The sequence below is a fragment of the Variovorax paradoxus genome, from assembly GCA_016806145.1.
GTDB lineage: Bacteria > Pseudomonadota > Gammaproteobacteria > Burkholderiales > Burkholderiaceae_C > Variovorax.
The window spans coordinates 4,470,463-4,488,530 of sequence record CP063166.1; the positions used below are offsets into that span (position 1 = coordinate 4,470,463).

Consider the following 18,068-nt stretch of genomic DNA (forward strand, 5'->3'; position numbering starts at 1 on the left):
GAGCCCCGCCCCGCTTCCGAGGTTCCTTTCTTTACCGCCGCGATACGCGCCGTTGCGCGCGGTTGCGCATCGCTGCAGTCAGCTGCCGGTCAGTGCTTGCCGGTGGAACCGTAGCCGCCCTCGCCGCGCTGCGTGGGCGCGAACTCGGTGACGACATGGAACTTCGCCTGCACCACCGGCACGATGACCAGCTGCGCGAGCCGCTCCATCGGCTGCAGCACGAAGGGCGTGTCGCTGCGGTTCCAGGCGCTGATCTTGAGCTCGCCCTGGTAATCGCTGTCGATCAGACCGACCAGGTTGCCCAGCACGATGCCGTGCTTGTGGCCCAGGCCCGAGCGCGGCAGGATCATCGCCGCATAGGCCGGGTCGCCGAGGTGGATCGCGATGCCGGTGCCCACCAGCTGCCAGGCATTGGGCTCCAGCGTGACGGGCGCATCGATGCAGGCCCTGAGATCGAGCCCCGCGCTGCCGGGCGTGGCATAGGTGGGCAACTGTTCCACCATGCGGGGATCGAGGATGCGGACGTCGACTTTCACTTGCTTGCTTTTCCTTGTTGAGATTCGGTCCCGCGGCGGTTCGCCTCCTCGAGCACCTGCTGCCACTTGGCCGCGCCCGGGAAGGCCAGCGTCTTGAGCTTGCCGGCGAACCAGAACGCCAGGCCGGCCAGCACCACCAGCACGTAGATCGGCACGCCGATCGACCACAGGATCACGAAGGCCACGCCGGCCACGCCGAGGATGGGTTTGGTGAGCGCACCGAAGGGCCCGCCCTGCGCGGACTCGGACCTGGCGGCCTTCGTGGCCGCGGCACGCGCGCGGGCCTGCGCCGGCGGCACCACCGCGCCCGGTCCCGCGGTCTGCGTCATGCCGACGTCGAGGCCGTGTTCGCCGGTCACGTCCGCCTGGCCACGCCCGAGGTTGCGCGCGGCCTGGGCCGTCAGCCCCTCGACATAGCGCACGAAGTCGCCATTGGGCGGGGTGTTCCATTCAGCCTTCATCAGACCCTCCAGTCGGGCAGCCGCGCCGCGATCTCCGTCATGAGCTCGCGCGCCAGCGTGAGCTTGGGCGCGCGAGGCAGTTCGCGCACGCCATCGGCGTCCACGAGCAGCAGCGCATTGTCGTCCTGGCCGAAGGTCAGCGGGCCGATATTGCCCACCAGCAGAGGGATGCCCTTGCGCTCACGCTTGGCCTTGGCATGCGCGACGAGGTTCTCGCTCTCGGCCGCGAAGCCCACGCAGAACAGCTTCTTCGCCTGCGCGCGCTCGCCGCGCGCCACGGTCAGCAGGATGTCGGGGTTCTCGACGAACTCGAGCACCGGCGTCTTGCCGCTGCCGTCCTTCTTGATCTTCTGGTCGCTCTGGGTCGCGGGGCGCCAGTCGGCGACCGCCGCCGTTGCTACGAAAACGCTAGCACGCGAGGATGCGCCGACGGTTGCCGCGAGCATCTCCTGCGCCGAGCGCACGTCGATGCGGGTGACGCCGCGCGGCGTCGGCAGGTGCACCGGCCCGGCCACCAGCGTGACCTCGGCGCCGGCTTCACGCGCGGCGCGGGCGATGGCGAAACCCATCTTGCCCGACGAGTGGTTGGTGATGCCGCGGATCGGATCGAGCGCCTCGAAGGTCGGCCCGGCCGTCACCAGCAGGTGCTGGCCCGCGAGCAGCTTGGGATGGAAGAAGGCGGTGATGTCTTCCAGCAACTGGGCCGGCTCGAGCATGCGACCGTCGCCGGTCTCGCCGCAGGCCTGCCAGCCGTTGCCCACGCCGAGCACGGTGGCGCCGTCGGCCGCCACCTGCGCCAGGTTGCGCTGGGTCGCGGGATGCATCCACATCTCGCGGTTCATGGCGGGCGCCAGAAGCAGCGGCACGCGGTCGCGCGGGCGCGCCAGGCACAGCAGGCTCAGCAGCTCGTCGGAGCGGCCCTGCACCAGGCGCGCGATGAAGTCGGCACTGCAGGGCGCGAGCACGATCGCGTCGGCCTCGCGGCTCAGGTTGATGTGCGGCATGTTGTTGGGCTCGCGCGCATCCCACTGCGAGGTGTAGACGGGGCGGCCCGACAGCGCCTGCATCGTGACCGGCGTCATGAACTGCTCGGCCGATTCGGTCATGACGACCTGGACCGTGGCCCCCGCCTTCACGAACAGCCGGCACAGCTCGGCCGATTTGTAGCAGGCGATGCCGCCCGTGAGTCCCAGAACGATGTGTTTGCCGGCGAGGTCTTGCATGGTGGGGCGGAGTGTAATGACCCGCGCATCCCCGCCGCGCCCTGGGGCGAACGGTCGTTCGCGGCGGCCCCGATGTCCCGCGCCGGGCGAGGTAACAGTGTCCACCCGCGCCGGGTGTCGCCGGGGGCACACCTATAATCTCAATTTCCCACTGCCCGGTCCTCGCGTCCGGAACTGGCATGACCAAATTTGTCTTCGTCACAGGTGGTGTGGTGTCTTCCCTCGGCAAGGGAATCGCCTCCGCCTCGCTGGCCGCGATCCTCGAATCCCGCGGCCTCAAAGTCACCCTCATCAAGCTCGATCCCTACATCAACGTCGACCCCGGCACGATGTCGCCGTTCCAGCACGGCGAGGTGTTCGTCACCGACGATGGTGCTGAAACCGACCTGGACCTCGGCCACTACGAGCGCTTCATCACGACGCGCATGCGCAAGGCCAACAACTTCACGACCGGCCAGATCTACAAGACCGTGCTCGAGAAGGAACGCCGCGGCGACTACCTCGGCAAGACGGTGCAGGTGATCCCGCACATCACCAACGAGATCCAGGAATACGTCAAGCGCGGCGCCGGCATCGGCACCGCGCACGAGGTCGACGTGGCCATCGTCGAGATCGGCGGCACCGTGGGCGACATCGAGTCGCTGCCCTTCCTCGAGGCCGTGCGCCAGATGAGCCTGCGCATGGGCCCGAACAACTCGGCCTTCGTGCACCTGAGCTACGTGCCCTGGATCGCCGCCGCCGGCGAACTCAAGACCAAGCCCACGCAGCACACGGCGCAGAAGCTGCGCGAGATCGGCATCCAGGCCGACGCCCTGCTGTGCCGCGCCGACCGCCCGATCCCCGACGACGAACGCGCCAAGATCTCGCTGTTCTCGAACGTGCCCGAATGGGGCGTGATCTCGATGTGGGACGTGGACACCATCTACAAGGTGCCGCGCATGCTGCACGAGCAGGGCCTCGATGGCCTGATCTGCGACAAGCTGCGCATCAACACGCCACCGGCCAAGCTCTCGCGCTGGGACGAGCTCGTCTACGAGGTCGAGCATCCGCAGCAGGAGGTCTCGATCGCCATGGTCGGCAAGTACGTCGACCTGTCGGACAGCTACAAGTCGCTCAACGAGGCGCTGCGCCACGCCGGCATGAAGAACCATGCGCGCGTGAAGATCGACTACGTCGACTCCGAGACCATCACCGCGCAGGACGTCTCGCGCCTGGCCAAGTACGACGCGATCCTCGTGCCCGGCGGCTTCGGCCAGCGCGGCGTCGAGGGCAAGATCCTCGCAGCCCGCTTCGCGCGCGAAGGCAAGGTGCCCTACCTCGGCATCTGCCTGGGCATGCAGGTCGCCACCATCGAGTACGCACGCCACGTGGCCGGCCTGCCCGACGCCAACAGCACCGAGTTCGACCCCGAGACCTCCTGCCCCGTGATCGCGCTGATCACCGAGTGGAAGGACGCCGACGGCACGATCAAGGTCCGCAACGAGAAGTCCGACCTCGGCGGCACCATGCGCCTGGGCGCGCAGAGCTCCGACGTGACCGACGGCACCCTGGCCCACAGCATCTACGGCGACGTGGTCACCGAGCGCCATCGCCACCGCTACGAAGCCAACGTCAACTACCTCGACCAGCTGCGCAAGGCCGGCCTCGTGATCTCCGCGCTCACGCAGCGCGAGCAGCTCACCGAGATCGTCGAGCTGCCGCAGGACGTGCACCCCTGGTTCATGGGCGTGCAGTTCCATCCCGAGTTCAAGTCCACGCCGTGGAGCGGCCATCCGCTGTTCAACGCCTTCATCAAGGCCGCGCTCGACCACAAGGGCCAGGGCGCCGGCAATGCGGGCAAGGCACTGAAGGCGGTGGCATGACCAGCGCCTACATCATCGCCAACGTCGAAGTCACGAACCCGACCCAGTACGAGGAGTACAAGAAGTGGTCGACCGCCGCCATGCAGGCGCATGGCGCCGAGGTCTGCGTGCGTGGCGGCAAGGTCGAGGTGCTCGAGGGCGACTGGGCGCCGCAGCGCATCGTGATCCTCAAGTTCCCGAGCGTCGAGGCCGCGAAGAAGTTCGACGGCTCGCCCGAATACGGCAAGGCGCGCGCAGCGCGCCAGGGTGCCGCGATCATGCGCATGATCGTCGTCGAAGGTCTGTGATCCGTTTTTACTGGAGAAAGAAAAGAAGATGAGTGCAATCGTTGACATCGTCGGCCGCGAGATCCTCGACAGCCGCGGCAATCCCACCGTCGAGTGCGACGTGCTGCTCGAATCGGGCACCATGGGCCGCGCGGCCGTGCCCTCGGGCGCATCCACCGGTTCGCGCGAAGCCATCGAGCTGCGCGACGGCGACAAGAAGCGCTACCTCGGCAAGGGCGTGCTCAAGGCCGTGGAGAACATCAACACCGAGATCTCCGAAGCCGTGCTCGGCCTCGATGCCAGCGAACAGGCCTTCCTCGACCGCACGATGATCGACCTCGACGGCACCGACAACAAGGGCCGCCTGGGCGCCAACGCCACGCTGGCCGTGTCGATGGCCGTGGCCCGCGCGGCCGCCGAAGAATCGGGCCTGCCGCTGTACCGCTACTTCGGCGGCATGGGCGGCATGCAGATGCCGGTGCCGATGATGAACGTCATCAACGGCGGCGCGCACGCCAACAACAGCCTGGACCTGCAGGAGTTCATGATCATCCCCGTGGGCGCGCCGAGCTTCCGCGAAGCCGTGCGCTACGGCGCCGAGGTGTTCCATGCGCTCAAGAAGATCCTGGGCGACCGCGGCATCAGCACCGCCGTGGGCGACGAAGGCGGTTTCGCGCCGAGCGTCGAGAGCCACGAAGCGGCGATCCAGCTGATCCTCGAAGCCATCGACAAGGCCGGCTACGTGGCCGGCGAGCAGATCGCGCTGGGCCTGGACTGCGCCGCCAGCGAGTTCTACAAGGACGGCAAGTACGTGCTGTCGGGCGAGAACCTCTCGCTGTCGGCCGAGAACTGGACCGACATGCTGGCGACCTGGGTCGACAAGTACCCGATCATCAGCATCGAGGACGGCATGCACGAAGGCGACTGGGACGGCTGGAAGCACCTGACCGAACGCCTGGGCAAGCGCGTGCAGCTGGTGGGCGACGACCTGTTCGTCACCAACACCAAGATCCTGCAGGAAGGCATCGAGAAGGGCATCGCCAACTCGATCCTGATCAAGATCAACCAGATCGGCACCCTGACCGAGACCTTCGCCGCGATCGAGATGGCCAAGCGCGCCGGCTACACCGCCGTGATCTCGCACCGCTCGGGCGAGACCGAGGACAGCACCATCGCCGACATCGCCGTGGGCACCAACGCCGGCCAGATCAAGACCGGCTCGCTCTCGCGCTCGGACCGCATCGCCAAGTACAACCAGCTGCTGCGCATCGAGGAAGACCTCGGCGACATCGCCGTGTACCCGGGCCGCGGCGCGTTCTACAACCTCAAGTGATGCCCCCTCCCCGGCCCGACGAGCCGCGCGCATTGCCGCTTTGTTCGCATTTCGCGGACCGGCGCTGCGCCGCCCTTGGCGGGCCGTGCGGGGAGCGCGGGTAAAGTCCGCGGACCATGCGCGCGCGCTTCATTCCCCCCATCGTTCTGCTCGTGCTGCTGGCCATCCTCCAGTGGCAGCTGTGGAACGGGCGCGGCAGCGTGCGCGACGTGGCGCAGCTGCAGGCCAAGCTGGCCTCGCAGAAGGATTCGAACGCCAAGGCCACCATCACCAACGAACGGCTGGCCTCCGAGGTCAACGACCTCAAGGACGGCCTCGAGATGGTCGAGGAACGTGCCCGCCAGGAACTCGGCATGGTCAAGCCCAACGAGGTCTTCGTCCAGATCGCCCACTGATCCAGGCGGGCCGCTCTCGCCGAGCCCTCGGCGCGCCGTGCACGCCGCCCAGCCGATGCCCGAAATCCTCTCCGCCCCCGCCTTCGCGCTCTGGGGCTCCCCCGTCACCTGGCTCGAATGCGTGGCCGCCGTGCTGGCACTGGCCATGGTCGGCTGCAACATGCGCGAGATCCACTGGGGCTGGCCGCTGGCGATCGTCAGCTCGCTGCTCTACGTGGGCGTGTTCGCGCAGGCGAAGATCTATGGCGACGCCTCGCTGCAGGTCTTCTTCGCCGTCGTCGCCTTCTGGGGCTGGCTGCAATGGCTGCGCGGCCACCGGGCCGACGGCTCCGTGCTGCGCGTGAGCCGTCTCTCGCGCCGCGGCCTCGCGCTCGCGCTGCTGGCCTGCGCGCTGGCCTGGCCCGCGGTCGCCCTCTTCCTGCGCCGCTTCACCGACACCGACGTGCCCTGGTGGGACGGCTTCGCCACCGGCCTGAGCCTGGTCGGCCAGTTCCTGCTCGGGCGCAAGTTCATCGAGAACTGGGTCGTGTGGCTGGCCGTCAACCTGGTCAGCATCGGCCTGTTCGTGCACAAGGGCCTGTGGCTCACGGTCGGCCTGTACGCCGTGTTCGCGGCGCTCAGCGTGGCCGGCTACCTGGCCTGGCGCCAGCGGCTGCCGAGGGCGGCCTCCGCATGACGCCCGTGCTGCCCACCGGCTGCATCGTGGCGCTGCTCGGCGCCGAGAGCACCGGCAAGACCGAGCTCGCGCGCGCGCTCGTGCAGCGCATGAACGAGCGCGGCATCCACGCCACCTTCGTCGGCGAGTACCTGCGCGAATGGTGCGAGCGCGAGGGCCGCACGCCGCGCGCCGACGAGCAGCAGGCCATCGCCGAGGAGCAGACCCGCCGCATCGATGCCGCGGCCGCGCTCGGCGTGGCGGTGGCCGACACCACGGCCGTCATGACCGCCGTCTACAGCGAGCTGCTGTTCGCCGATACCACGCTCTACCCCGATGCGCTCGCGGCTCAGCAGCGCTGCGCGATCACCCTGCTGACCGCGCTCGACCTGCCCTGGGTGGCCGACGAGATGCGCGACGGCCCGCACGTGCGCGAGCCGGTCGACGCGATGGTGCGCCGCGCGCTCGCCAGCGCGGGCGTGGCCTACACCGTGGTGCATGGCAATGGCAGCGAGCGGCTGGCCAGCGCCTGGCGCGCGATCCAGAGCGTGGCCGACCGCGGCGGCCTGGCGCGCGACGGCGGACGCGATGCCGCGCTGCCCGATCGCGACGCGGCCACGGCGGGCGAAGGCTGGACCTGGTCCTGCGACAAGTGCTCCGATCCCGAGTGCGAGCACCGCCTGTTCACCGACCTGCTCGCGCGCCGCGAGTGAGGCCGCCGCGCCCGCGCGGTGCCCTCCGACATGGTGCCGGCCGGCGCTGCGCCATCCTCTAAGCTTCGGCGTTCGTTGCCGTTGTTTCCCCTCTTCCTCTCGCCTGGAGAACCGATGCCCCCTCGCCGCCGCTTCCGCACCGCCGCCCTCCTCGCCGCCGCTCTCGCGGCCTCGGTGCTGGTCGGCGCCACCGCCAGCGCGACCCCGTTGCGCGCCACGGTCGAGAACGGCACCACGCCCACCGCCTGCGCCGAGGAGGACAACGTCTCGCTCGTGCTGCGCGGCGAAGGCATCCGGCGACTGCGCATCGAGGCGCTGCAGCCCTCCTACCTCGACAGCATCGGCAACGACGTCACCGCGCCCGACTTCTCGGGCTGCAACTTCGACGGCGGCGAGCATCCCACCGACCCCGCGCACCGCTTCGAGCCGCGCACCGTGGTGCTGCTCGACAACGCGCAGTGGCGCATCGTCGGCATGACGCTCGCGAGCTTCTGGCGGCCGCAGCGCGTGCCGGTGCGCGTGGGCACCGTCAGCGACCGCGGCTTCCATCTGCTGCAGGTGTTCCGCAAGGAAAACGGCAAGGCGCTCGAGGCGCTTGTGCTCTATCCCTCCGACGGCTACTGGCGCATCAAGCCCCTGCCCGAGGCGCGCTTCGGCGACGGCGTCTACGGCTCCTCGTTCCTGCTCGGCCCGGTCGAGCAGGTCGGCCGGCCGGTGGTCGACATCGCCTCGATCCGCATCGTGCCCAAGCCGCTGTCGATCCACCTGCGCTTCACACGCGGCGGCAGCGCCGTCGCCAACGTCGAGGAGATCAGCCGCGAACGCACCGCGCTCGACGTGCGCTTCTCGGCCCCCACGCGCGAGACACGGCCCTTCGCGGTGCTGCGCTCGATGTACGTGACGCCCGACAACGCCGACGTCAGCGAAGTGCGCTGGCAGGCCGCGCCCGACGCGCCGCCGGTCGCGACGCCGCTGCCCGAGGTGAAGACGCTCGAGGGCACGCAGTTCCGCTTCGGTCGCAGCGTGCCGTCGAAGCACAACACGAGCGCGCCCGATATCTTCTTCGGGGGGTTCGACAGCGCGAACCCGCGCGAAGCCAAGGCGCGCTGAGCGCCTCGTTCAACCCGCGCGCCGCACCTCGCCCGGCGTCACGCCGAGCACGCGCCGCATGCAGCGCGCCATGTGGCTCTGGTGCGAGAAGCCGCTCTCCAGCGCCACCTGGCTCGCGGACAGGTCGCTGCGCAGCAGCAGGCCGCGCGCGCGGTCGACGCGGCGGTGCACCACGTACGCGTGCACCGGCAGGCCGGTCGAGCGCTTGAACAGAGTCTTGAGGTGCGAGGCGCTGAGGCCCGCCACATCGGCCAATGAGGACAGCGAAAGATCGCCGTCGAGGTGGGCCTCGATGTGCTCGGTCACGCGGCGCAGCTGCGGCCGCGTGAGGCCGCGCGCGGGCACGGGCTCGGGGCGGCGCTGGCCGCTCAGCAGGTGCACGGCGAGCGCGGTGCCGAGGCTGTCGGCATACAGGGTGCCGTTGGGAAAGCCCGCGCGGCGTTCGGCGTCGAGGGCCCAGGCGATGTGTTCGATGTGGGCATCGCGGAACTGGTGGCGCTGCGCGAGTGTGGCGCACTCGGCAGGCAATCCCATCTCGTCGGCGGTGCGGCGCAGCAGCGCGGTCGACACGCGCAGCATCAGCGAGGTGCTCGCGGCCTCCTCGTGCCACACGTCGCTCACGCCCGCGGGCACGATGTCGAGGTCGCCGCGCGTGTAGAGGAAGCGGTGGAACTGGCAGGCACCGGCCACCGGTGCGCCCGTGTGGAGCTTGATGCGGTGCTCGGGCAGCGGCTCGTAGCCGACGATGCCGGCAGGCGTCTGCCGCAGTTCGATGCGCAGGTCGGTGTCGCTCATCGGGCCATTATCGGCCGCGCGCCGTCGTCCGTTCGTGCGCGGGCCCATCCGATCGTGCGCGACCGCCCTCGGCATGCGCGGAATCATCGCGGCCATGAACACCACTCTCCACCACGACAGCCACACCCGCTACCGCGGCAAGACCGCCGTCATCACGGGCGGCACCATCGGCATGGGCCTGGCGACGGCCCAGGCCCTGCTCGCGGGCGGCGCCCGCGTGATCCTGACCGGGCGCAATCCGACGAACCTCGAGGCCGCGCGGCGCGCGCTGGGCCCGCAGGCGCAGGCGCAGGTGCTGGCGAGCGACGCCGCCTCGCTGGCCGACATCGATGCGCTCGCGGCCACCGCGCGCGAGACGCTGGGCCACGTCGACCTGCTGCACGTCAACGCCGGCATCGCCACGCTCGAGCCCTTCGAGCAGGTCACGGAGGCCGGCTACGACCGTGCCTTCGCGATCAACACCAAGGGCGCCTTCTTCACGGTGCAGAAGCTCGCGCCGCTGATGAAGCCCGGCGCCTCCATCGTCTTCACCTCGTCGATCGCCGACGAGGGCGGCATGCACGGCATGGGCGTCTACAGCGCGACCAAGGCGGCGCTGCGCTCCTTCGCCTCGGGTTTCGCGGCCGAGCTGGTCGGGCGCGGCATCCGCGTCAACGTGGTGAGCCCGGGCTTCATCGACACGCCCACGCTCGGCGTGGCCGACGCCACGCCCGCCGAACGCGCGGAGTTCGTGCGCCTGGGCGACCAGATCACGCCGATGCGGCGCCACGGCAGCGCCGAGGAGGTGGCGCGCGCGGTGCTGTTCCTCGCCTTCGACGCCACCTTCACCACCGGCGCGCGGCTCACGGTCGACGGCGGCCTGGGCCAGAACCTCAGCCCGGCGCACGAGTGAACCGCATGCCCGATCCATGCAGGAAGCAACCATGACCCCCACCGACGTCTCCCTCATCGGCCTCGGCCCGATGGGCATCGCGCTCGCGCGCGCCCTGCAGCGTGGCCACACGCTCACGCTGTGGAACCGCACGCCGAGCCGCGCCGAAGCGCTGCTCGGCCAGGGCACCGTGCTCGCCGCCGATGCACGCGCGGCCGTCGCCGCCAGCCCCATCGTGCTGGTCTGCGTGGCCGACTACGCGGCCTGGCGCGCGATCCTCGCGCAGCCGGGCGTGGCCGAGGCGCTGCGCGGCAAGGTGCTGGTGCAGCTGAGCACCGGCACGCCGCAGGATGCGCGCGACGACTGGGCCCGCCTCGACGGCGTCGCGTACCTCGACGGCGCGCTGCTCGCCACGCCCTCGCAGATCGGCCGGCCCGACACGCCGCTGTTCATCTCCGGCGAGGCGCGCGCGCTCGCGGCCTGCCGGCCGGTGCTCGAGGCCATCGCGGGCCACATCACCTACCTGGGCGAGCCAATCGGCAATGCCGCCGCCTGGGACCTGGCCACGCTCTCGTGCATGTTCGGCGCGATGGCCGGCTTCTTCCACGGCGTGCGCATCTTCGAATCGGAGCGGCTGCCGGTGCGGGACTTCGCACACATGATCGGCACCATCTCGCCGGTGATCGGCGAGATGATCCGCGCCGAGGGCGAGGACATCCATGCCGAGCGCTACGGCGAACCCGAGAGCTCGATGGCGACCTGCGCGGGCTCGGGCCGGCTGTTCGTGCGGCAGGCGCGCGAGGCGAAGCTCGACGCGGGCTTTCCCGATTTCCTGATGGGCTGGTTCGAGCGCGCGCTCGCGGCCGGCTATGCGAACGAGCGGCTCGCGGCGATGGTCAAGGTGCTGCGCCAGCCGGGCTGAGCGCCCGGCACCGGCCTACTGCACCACCGGCGTGCCGGGGATCTGGTCGCCCGGCGGGCGGAAGATCTGCGCCGCATCGACCGCGTCGAAGCGGTACTGCTTGCCGCAGAAGTCGCAGCCCACCTCGATGTCGCCGCGCTCGGCGAGGATGCTCTCGGCTTCCTCGGCGCCGAGGCCGCGGATCATCTGCGCCACGCGCTCGCGGCCGCAGGTGCAGGCGAAGTGCGGGCCCAGCATGCCGCGCTGCGGCTCGAAGCGCAGCAGCTTCTCTTCCCAGAACAGGCGCCGCAGGATGGTCTCGACGTCGAGCGTGAGCAGCTCCTCGCGCGTGAGCGTCGAGGCCAGGATCGAGATCCGGTTGTAGTCCTCGTTGCGGCCGATCTGGTCCTCGTTGGCCTGGTCGCGATCGGCCGGCGAGGTGCCTTCGAGGTTGCCCTCGCCCTTGACCGGCAGGCGCTGGATCAGCAGGCCCGCGGCCACCTTGTCGTCGGCCGCCAGCACCAGCGTGGTGTCGAGCTGCTCGCTCTGCAGCATGTAGTGCTGCAGCACCTCGCTGAGCTTGCCGAGCTTCTCGCCCTCGTCGCCGAACAGCGGCACCACGCCCTGGTAGGGCTGCTGGCCCGGCAGCTTGTCCTTGGGGTCGAGCGTGATCGCGCAGCGGCCCTTGTTGTTCACGTTGACCATGTCGGGCAGCCGCGCATCGGCCGGCAGCTCCCCGATGGTCTTGGCGGTGGCGCGCAGGCTCAGGTCGGGCTTGACCTCGGCCACGGCCACCTTCACCGGGCCGTCGCCGAAGATCTGCAGGATCAGCGCGCCGTTGAACTTGATGTTAGCCTGCATCAGCGTGGCCGCGGCCGTCATCTCGCCGAGCAGCTCGACCACCGGCGGCGGGTAGGCGCCGGTGGCGGTGTTGGAGGCGCGCCGCGCGAGGATCTCCTGCCAGGCGTCCGTCAGGCGCACGATCATGCCGCGCACCGGCAGGCCATCGAACAGGAATTTATGCAGCTCGCTCACAACGGGGTTCTTTCTTCGGGTGCCTTCGCGCGCAGGCTCAGGCGATCTTCTTCAGGCCGGCCGCAAAGCGGCGGGCGTTCTTGACGTAGTGCTCCGCGCCCTGGCGCAGCTTGGCGGCGGCCGCTTCGTCGAGCGTGCGCACCACCTTCGCGGGCGATCCCAGGATCATCGAGTTGTCGGGGAATTCCGAGCCCTCGGTCACGAGCGCACCGGCGCCGACGATCGAGTTGCGGCCGATCTTGGCGTTATTCAAGACCACCGCCTGCATGCCGATCAGCGTGTTGTCGCCGATGGTGCAGCCGTGCAGCATGACCTGGTGGCCCACCGTGACGTTCTCGCCCACGGTCAGCGGGCAGCCGATGTCGCAATGGAGCACCGACAGGTCCTGGATGTTGCTGTTGCGCCCGATGGTCATGGCCTCGGTGTCGCCGCGCAGCACGGCGCCGAACCAGACGTTCGCGTTCTCGGCCAGCGTCACGCGCCCCATCACCTCGGCGCTGTCGGCGACCCAGGCGCCGTCGCCGAGTTGCGGCGCCACGCCGTCGAGTTCATAGAGGGCCATCGTGGGAGTCTCCGGAAAGGGAAAGAGGGGTGAAACCTAGAATTGTAGGGATGCACCCCCGATTGAGCGCCCTGGCCGCGTTGCGCCTCACCGACCCCGACGAGAAAGTGGCGGCAACCCGCGCGCTGGCAGCGCATATCGCTAGCGAAACCATAGCAGACGAACCCGTGCGCGTGCCCGGCGACGAGCTCGGCGTGCCGGGCCGTCCCGAGCGCCCGCTGCGCGTGTCGGCCATGGCGGTGGGCAAGCGCTCGCCGTTCAACACCGAGGGCCGCGCGGCGCTGGTCCATTCGATCTGCCACATCGAGTTCAACGCCATCAACCTCGCGCTCGACGCCGCCTGGCGCTACGACGGCCTGCCCGCGCGCTACTACCAGGACTGGCTGCGCGTGGCCGACGAGGAGGCGCAGCACTTCACGCTGCTGCATGCGCACCTGCAGACCATGGGCTGGCGCTACGGCGACTTCACCGGCCACGACGGCCTGTGGAGCATGTGCGAGAAGACGCGCGACGACGTGCTCGCGCGCATGGCGCTGGTGCCGCGCACGCTCGAGGCGCGCGGGCTCGACGCCACGCCGCTGATCCAGGCCAAGCTCAAGCGCGTGAACACGCCCGATGCGCTGCGCGCGGTCGAGATCCTCGACATCATCCTGCGCGACGAGGTGGGCCACGTGGCGATCGGCAACCACTGGTACCGCTGGCTCTGCGAGCGCGCGGGGATCGATGCGGAAAGTGCCTATCCGGCGCTCGTGGCGCGCTACGAGGCGCCGCGGCTCAAGCCGCCGTTCAACCTCGAGGCGCGCACGCGCGCGGGCTTCAGCGACGAGGAGCTGAAGGCCCTGGGCGGCGGCGGCGCCGCCTGACGCCCGAAGTCAATCCGGCTTCTTCATCACCACCAGCTTGGGCGAGAAGTGCTGCAGCACCTCGCCGCGCTGGTTGCGCGTCTCGCAGCGCACGCGGACCATCGCGCGGCCCGGCTTGGAACGCGAGGGCACGATCTCGACGATCTCGCTGACCACGTGCAGCACGTCGCCGGGGCGCGTGGGCTGCGGCCAGCGGATCTCGTCGCCGCCCGAACCGATGATGCCGTCGGCCAGCGGGATGCCGCTGTCGACCAGGAGGCGCATGGTGACGGCCGCCGTGTGCCAGCCGCTCGCGGCCAGGCCGCCGAAGAAGGTGCGCTTGGCGGCCTCCTCGTCGGTGTGGAAGGGCTGCGGGTCGAACTGCAGCGCGAAGGCCTTGATCTTCTCGGCGTCGAGCGCGTATTCGCCGCTGGTGAAGCGGTCGCCCACGGCGAGGTCGTCGAGGTACAGCTTCGCGCGGGTGGTGGTGTCGTTCATGGTGCGTTCCTCCTTCGCAAGATGGCACGGCGGCATTGTCGCCACCGTGCCGCGTCGTGTCGCGTGGACGCTCAGACGCGCTCGAGGATGGTCGCGATGCCCTGCCCGCCGCCGATGCACTGCGTGGCCAGCGCATAGCGGCCGTTCTCGCGCGCCAGCAGCGAAGCCGCCTTGCCCGTGATGCGCGCGCCGGTCGCGCCCAGCGGATGGCCGATCGACAGGCCGCCACCGTCGAGATTGACCGCGGCCGGATCGAGCCCGAGGTCGCGGATGCAGGCCAGCGCCTGCGAGGAGAAGGCCTCGTTGATCTCGACCACGTCGAGGTCGGCCACGCTCAGGCCCGCGCGTGCCAGCGCCTTGCGCGTGGCGGGAATCGGGCCGATGCCCATGATGGCCGGGTCGACGCCCACGGTGGCGAAGGACCTGATGCGCGCCAGCGCCTTCAGGCCATGGCGCGCGGCGAAGGCATCGCTGGTCACCAGCACCGCGGCCGCGCCGTCGGTCAGCGGCGACGAGGTGCCGGCCGTCACCACGCCGTCGGGACGGAAGGCGGGCTTGAGGTTGGCCAGCGCCTCGGCCGAGGTGGTGGGACGGATGCAGCCGTCGGCCTCGACCAGGTCGCCCGAGGCCAGGCGCACCGGCACGATCTCGCCGGCCAGGCGGCCCTGCTCGCGCGCGGCGGCGGCCTTGCGGTGCGACTCCACCGCCAGCGCCTCCTGGTCGGCGCGGCTCACGTTCCAGCGCTGCGCCACGTTCTCGGCGGTCTCGCCCATCGAGATGTAGGCGGCGGTGTTCGCCAGCAGCTCCGGGCTCGGCGAGAAGTTGAAGCCGCCCTGCGGCACCATGCTCATCGACTCCACGCCCACGCAGAGGAAGGCCTCGCCCATGCCGGCCTCGATCTGCGCGGCGGCAATGTGCACCGCCTGCATCGACGAGCCGCAGAAGCGGTTGACGGTCATGCCGCCCACCTCGTGCGGCAGGCCGGCCAGCAGGCCGACGATGCGCGCGAGGTTGTTGCCCTGTGAGGCCTCGGGGTAGGCGCAGCCCAGGACGATGTCCTCGAGCAGCGCGGGATCGAGGTCGGTGCGCTGCAGCAGGCCCTGGACCACGCCGGCGGCCAGCGTGTCGGGACGCACCCCGGCCAGCGCGCCCTTCTTCGCGAAATGGAACGGCGAACGGGCATAGGCGGAAATGACGGCTTTCATGGTGTGCTCCTTAAAACTACCATCCAATCGGTAGGCTGACAGGTCAAAAAAGAGGCACGCGGGGCGTGCCTGTGGGTGAATGCAGGTGTGTCAGACGGGCAGCGAGCTCCTCAGCTGCGCGATCGCCTCGTCGAAATCCTCCACGCGGCCGGTCATGCGCGACGCGAGCAGCGCGCCCTGGCAGACCGCGAACACATAGGCCCCGAGCGCCGCGGCATCGGGGCCGCCGCCTTCCGCGGGGCGCGCGGGCAGCAGCGCACCGAACACGCCCGCGAGCCACCGCACCTGCAGCTCGCGCAACTCCTGCACCGTGCGGCGCAGCTCGTCGTGGATGCAGTCCCAGCCCGGCGTCAGCGCGCCCGCGGGACAGACGGCCGAGCCGGCGCGCAGGCCGTTGCGGCACATGCGGAAATAGGCGTCGAGCGCCTCGCGCGGCGCGCGGGCCTTGGCCTCGTCCCAGCGCCGGAAGCCCTGGATCGCCTCGCGCAGCACGGCCACGCCCAGCGCCTCCTTCGACGGGAAGTGGTGGTACAGGCTGGCCTTGCGCACGCCGACCGCGTCGGCCACGTCCTGGAAGCTGAAACCCAGGTACGAGCGCGTGGTGATGAGCTCGCGCGCCGCGCCCAGGATCTGGTCGCGCGTGCTGCCGGTGGCGAGTGCCGCTGAGGCCGCTGAGGAAACGCTGCTCATGATGCTACCTACTATAAGGTAGGGAAAAAAGAAGGCCTATCGCACCGGCGACATGCCCGCGTCGGCGCCGGGGTCCGCAGCGCGTTCTCAGTCCGCCTTGATCCCGGCCGCCTTCACGATCCTGCCATTGCTCTCGAACTCGCTGGCGATCTCCTTGGCGAAGTCGGCCGCGGGCCCGCCCGTGGGCACGTTGTCGGTGGCCGTGAGCTTGGCGCGCAGCTCGGGGCTGGCCAGCGCCTTGTTGATCTCGGCGTTGTAGCGCGAGAGCAGCGCGGGCGGCGTGGCGGCCGGCGCGAACACGCCGAACAGCGAGTTGATGTTGGCGGCCTTGTAGCCCAGCTCGCCCAGCGTGGGCACCTGCGGCAGGCTCTCGAGCCGCGCCGGCGCGCCCACCGCGAGCGGCCGCAGCTTGCCCGACTGGATGTGCGCGCCCAGCGTCGGGCTGGCGTTGGTCGAGAGGATCTCGAACTGCCCGCCCAGCGCATCGTTGAGCTGCTGGCCGCCGCCCTTGTAGGGCACGTGCGTGATGTCGACGTTGGCGGCCGAGCGCAGCTGCTCGAGCACGATGTGGCCGAGCGAGGCCGGCCCCGAGGTGGCCCAGCGCACCGCGCCCGGATGGGCCCTGGCGTCGTCGAGCAGCGCGCGGAAGTCCTTCGCCTTGCTCGCGGGCGTGGCGATCAGCAGCACCGGCGAATACATCACGCTGGCCACCGGCGCCACGTCCTTCAGCGGATCGAAGGGCAGCTTGCCCAGGTGCGGGCTCAGCACCAACGGGCTGATGGCCGAGAAGCCCAGGGTCGCGCCGTCGGGCGCGGCCTTGGCCACCGCGTCCATGCCGATCGCGCCGCTGGCGCCCGCGCGGTTCTCGACCACCACCGTGGTGCCGAGCTGCGCCGCGAGCCGGTCGCCGAGCGCGCGCGCGACCACGTCGCTGACGCCGCCGGCCGGGTAGGCCACGATCAGCCGCAGGGTCTTGGGCACGGCGGGCGTTTGGGCCGCCGCGGTGCCGCAGAGGAAGGCGCTGGCCGCGGCCAGCGAGGCGAGCACCGCGGTGCGGCGCGTCGACGGGAAGAAGGAATGCATCGGATTCGTCATGGCCCTCGAGTCTGCCTCCATCAGTCGAGCTGCAGCTTGCGCTCGCGGATCAGCTTCGACCATTTCTCGTTGTCGGCCTTCACGAAGGCCGCGAACTCCACCGGGCCCAGCGAATGGACCTCGGCGCCCGCGGCGGCGAACTTGGCGCGGATCGCCGGCTGCGCGAGCGCCCTGGCAAGTTCGCCCGACAGGCGGTCGACCACCTCCTTGGGCATGCCCGCCGGTCCCACCAGGCCCTGGAAGCCCACCGACTCCATGCCCGCGAGGCCCAGCTCCTTCACGGTCGGCACGTCGGGCAGTTGCGGATCGCGCTGCGGCCCGGTCACGGCCAGCGCCTTGAGCTTGCCGCCCTTCACCTGCGGCAGCAGCACGCTGCCCGCGTCGATCAGGATCTGCGTCTGCCCGCCGATCAGGTCCTGCACCGCGGGCGCGCTGCCCTTGTAGGGCACGTGCGTCATGTCCAGGCCGGTGACCTGGTTCATCAGCTCGCCGTTGAGGTGCGTCGAGGTGCCGTTGCCGCCCGAGGCGAAGTTGACCTTGCCGGGCTGGCCCTTGGCCCAGGCCACGAACTCCTTGAGGTCCCGGGCCGGATGGTCGGGCCGCGTCACCGCGATGTAGCTGCCCTGGCTGATCTGGCCGATGTAGGTGAACTGCTTGATCGGGTCGTACGGCGGCTTGCTCTGCAGGTACGGCGCGATCGCGAACGGCCCGGTGTTGGCCAGCAGCAGCGTGTAGCCGTCGGCCGGCTGGCGCGTGAGCTCGGTGGCGGCGATCATGCCGCTGGCGCCGGGCTTGTAGTCGACCACCAGCTGCTGCTTGAGCGCCTCCTGCAGCGGCACCTGCACCGTGCGCGCCGCGAAGTCGATGCCGCCGCCGGGCGGATAGCCCACGATCAGGCGGATCGGCTTGGCCGACGGATAGCCCTGGGCCAGGGCGGGGCCGGTGGTGGCGGCGGCGGTTGCGGCGAGCGCCAGGCCGGCCAGGAAGACGCGGTGGATCCTCATGTCGATGTCTCTCGTG

General features: G+C 70.3%; 21 protein-coding genes. 10 read left to right on the top strand and 11 right to left on the bottom strand.

Translation table 11 applies throughout. The annotated features are described in order from the left end of the window. Positions 1-89: 89 nt before the first annotated feature. The 3 genes from dut to coaBC are packed head-to-tail and all read right to left on the bottom strand — an operon-like array spanning position 90 to position 2,220. The gene (gene dut, locus INQ48_20890; protein QRF55828.1) at positions 90-536 is read right to left on the bottom strand and encodes a dUTP diphosphatase; all 447 of its coding nucleotides are present in this window, start codon (positions 534-536) and stop codon (positions 90-92) included. Further along, complete coding sequence (locus INQ48_20895) at positions 533-997, bottom strand: hypothetical protein (protein QRF55829.1); 465 nt, start codon at positions 995-997, stop codon at positions 533-535. Before INQ48_20895 ends, dut begins: the two co-directional genes overlap by 4 nt. Then, positions 997-2,220, bottom strand: coding sequence for a bifunctional phosphopantothenoylcysteine decarboxylase/phosphopantothenate--cysteine ligase CoaBC (gene coaBC, locus INQ48_20900; protein ID QRF55830.1), 1,224 nt, complete (start codon positions 2,218-2,220; stop codon positions 997-999). The genes INQ48_20895 and coaBC overlap by 1 nt, the downstream gene beginning before the upstream one ends. 179 nt (positions 2,221-2,399) lie before the next feature. Here coaBC and INQ48_20905 point away from each other — a divergent pair, with 179 nt between their 5' ends. The 7 genes from INQ48_20905 (at position 2,400) to INQ48_20935 (ending at position 8,554) form a co-directional block, all read left to right on the top strand. After that, positions 2,400-4,082, top strand: a complete 1,683-nt coding sequence (locus INQ48_20905) for a CTP synthase (GenBank protein QRF55831.1) — start codon at positions 2,400-2,402, stop codon at positions 4,080-4,082. Next, a complete protein-coding gene (locus tag INQ48_20910) occupies positions 4,079-4,369 on the top strand; it encodes a DUF1330 domain-containing protein (protein ID QRF55832.1) in 291 nt (96 codons plus the stop codon). Before INQ48_20905 ends, INQ48_20910 begins: the two co-directional genes overlap by 4 nt. 28 nt (positions 4,370-4,397) lie before the next feature. Beyond that, complete coding sequence (gene eno, locus INQ48_20915) at positions 4,398-5,681, top strand: phosphopyruvate hydratase (GenBank protein QRF55833.1); 1,284 nt, start codon at positions 4,398-4,400, stop codon at positions 5,679-5,681. Between the two features lie 116 nt (positions 5,682-5,797). Continuing rightward, the gene (ftsB, locus tag INQ48_20920) at positions 5,798-6,076 is read left to right on the top strand and encodes a cell division protein FtsB (GenBank protein QRF55834.1); all 279 of its coding nucleotides are present in this window, start codon (positions 5,798-5,800) and stop codon (positions 6,074-6,076) included. 55 nt (positions 6,077-6,131) lie between these two features. Beyond that, positions 6,132-6,752, top strand: coding sequence for a nicotinamide mononucleotide transporter (locus INQ48_20925; GenBank protein ID QRF55835.1), 621 nt, complete (start codon positions 6,132-6,134; stop codon positions 6,750-6,752). Further along, positions 6,749-7,444, top strand: a complete 696-nt coding sequence (locus tag INQ48_20930; GenBank protein QRF55836.1) for an AAA family ATPase — start codon at positions 6,749-6,751, stop codon at positions 7,442-7,444. The genes INQ48_20925 and INQ48_20930 overlap by 4 nt, the downstream gene beginning before the upstream one ends. 114 nt (positions 7,445-7,558) lie before the next feature. Further along, entirely contained in the window at positions 7,559-8,554 is a 996-nt protein-coding gene (locus tag INQ48_20935) for a hypothetical protein (protein QRF55837.1), read from the top strand. A 9-nt stretch (positions 8,555-8,563) separates the two neighbouring features. Here the strand turns inward: INQ48_20935 and INQ48_20940 are convergent, their stop codons facing one another. Further along, entirely contained in the window at positions 8,564-9,397 is an 834-nt protein-coding gene (locus INQ48_20940) for a helix-turn-helix transcriptional regulator (GenBank protein ID QRF60822.1), read from the bottom strand. 46 nt (positions 9,398-9,443) lie between these two features. On the opposite strand from INQ48_20940, the gene INQ48_20945 reads away from it, so the two are divergent. Both INQ48_20945 and INQ48_20950 read left to right on the top strand, forming a co-directional pair. Next, positions 9,444-10,241, top strand: coding sequence for an SDR family oxidoreductase (locus tag INQ48_20945; GenBank protein QRF55838.1), 798 nt, complete (start codon positions 9,444-9,446; stop codon positions 10,239-10,241). Positions 10,242-10,272: 31 nt separating this feature from the next. Then, complete coding sequence (locus tag INQ48_20950) at positions 10,273-11,142, top strand: NAD(P)-binding domain-containing protein (GenBank protein ID QRF55839.1); 870 nt, start codon at positions 10,273-10,275, stop codon at positions 11,140-11,142. 15 nt (positions 11,143-11,157) lie between these two features. Here INQ48_20950 and INQ48_20955 read toward each other — a convergent pair whose 3' ends face one another. Beyond that, positions 11,158-12,156, bottom strand: coding sequence for an Hsp33 family molecular chaperone HslO (locus INQ48_20955; GenBank protein ID QRF55840.1), 999 nt, complete (start codon positions 12,154-12,156; stop codon positions 11,158-11,160). Positions 12,157-12,193: 37 nt separating this feature from the next. Then, complete coding sequence (locus tag INQ48_20960) at positions 12,194-12,718, bottom strand: gamma carbonic anhydrase family protein (GenBank protein ID QRF55841.1); 525 nt, start codon at positions 12,716-12,718, stop codon at positions 12,194-12,196. A gap of 50 nt (positions 12,719-12,768) precedes the next feature. Between INQ48_20960 and INQ48_20965 the strand changes: the two genes are divergently transcribed. Beyond that, a complete protein-coding gene (locus tag INQ48_20965; protein QRF55842.1) occupies positions 12,769-13,581 on the top strand; it encodes a ferritin-like domain-containing protein in 813 nt (270 codons plus the stop codon). A 9-nt stretch (positions 13,582-13,590) separates the two neighbouring features. On the opposite strand, the gene INQ48_20970 is transcribed toward INQ48_20965, so the two are convergent. The 5 genes from INQ48_20970 to INQ48_20990 all read right to left on the bottom strand — a co-directional run bounded on the left by INQ48_20970 (position 13,591) and on the right by INQ48_20990 (position 18,052). Continuing rightward, the gene (locus INQ48_20970; protein ID QRF55843.1) at positions 13,591-14,058 is read right to left on the bottom strand and encodes a MaoC family dehydratase; all 468 of its coding nucleotides are present in this window, start codon (positions 14,056-14,058) and stop codon (positions 13,591-13,593) included. 71 nt (positions 14,059-14,129) lie between these two features. Then, positions 14,130-15,263: a thiolase family protein gene (locus INQ48_20975; protein QRF55844.1), complete on the bottom strand. Its 1,134-nt coding sequence runs from the start codon at positions 15,261-15,263 to the stop codon at positions 14,130-14,132. Positions 15,264-15,353: 90 nt separating this feature from the next. Beyond that, the gene (locus INQ48_20980; GenBank protein ID QRF55845.1) at positions 15,354-15,953 is read right to left on the bottom strand and encodes a TetR/AcrR family transcriptional regulator; all 600 of its coding nucleotides are present in this window, start codon (positions 15,951-15,953) and stop codon (positions 15,354-15,356) included. Positions 15,954-16,040: 87 nt separating this feature from the next. Beyond that, positions 16,041-17,036 (bottom strand): tripartite tricarboxylate transporter substrate binding protein, encoded by a 996-nt coding sequence (locus tag INQ48_20985; GenBank protein QRF60823.1) that lies wholly within the window; start codon positions 17,034-17,036, stop codon positions 16,041-16,043. A gap of 32 nt (positions 17,037-17,068) precedes the next feature. Beyond that, positions 17,069-18,052, bottom strand: a complete 984-nt coding sequence (locus INQ48_20990) for a tripartite tricarboxylate transporter substrate binding protein (GenBank protein QRF55846.1) — start codon at positions 18,050-18,052, stop codon at positions 17,069-17,071. Positions 18,053-18,068 lie beyond the last annotated feature (16 nt).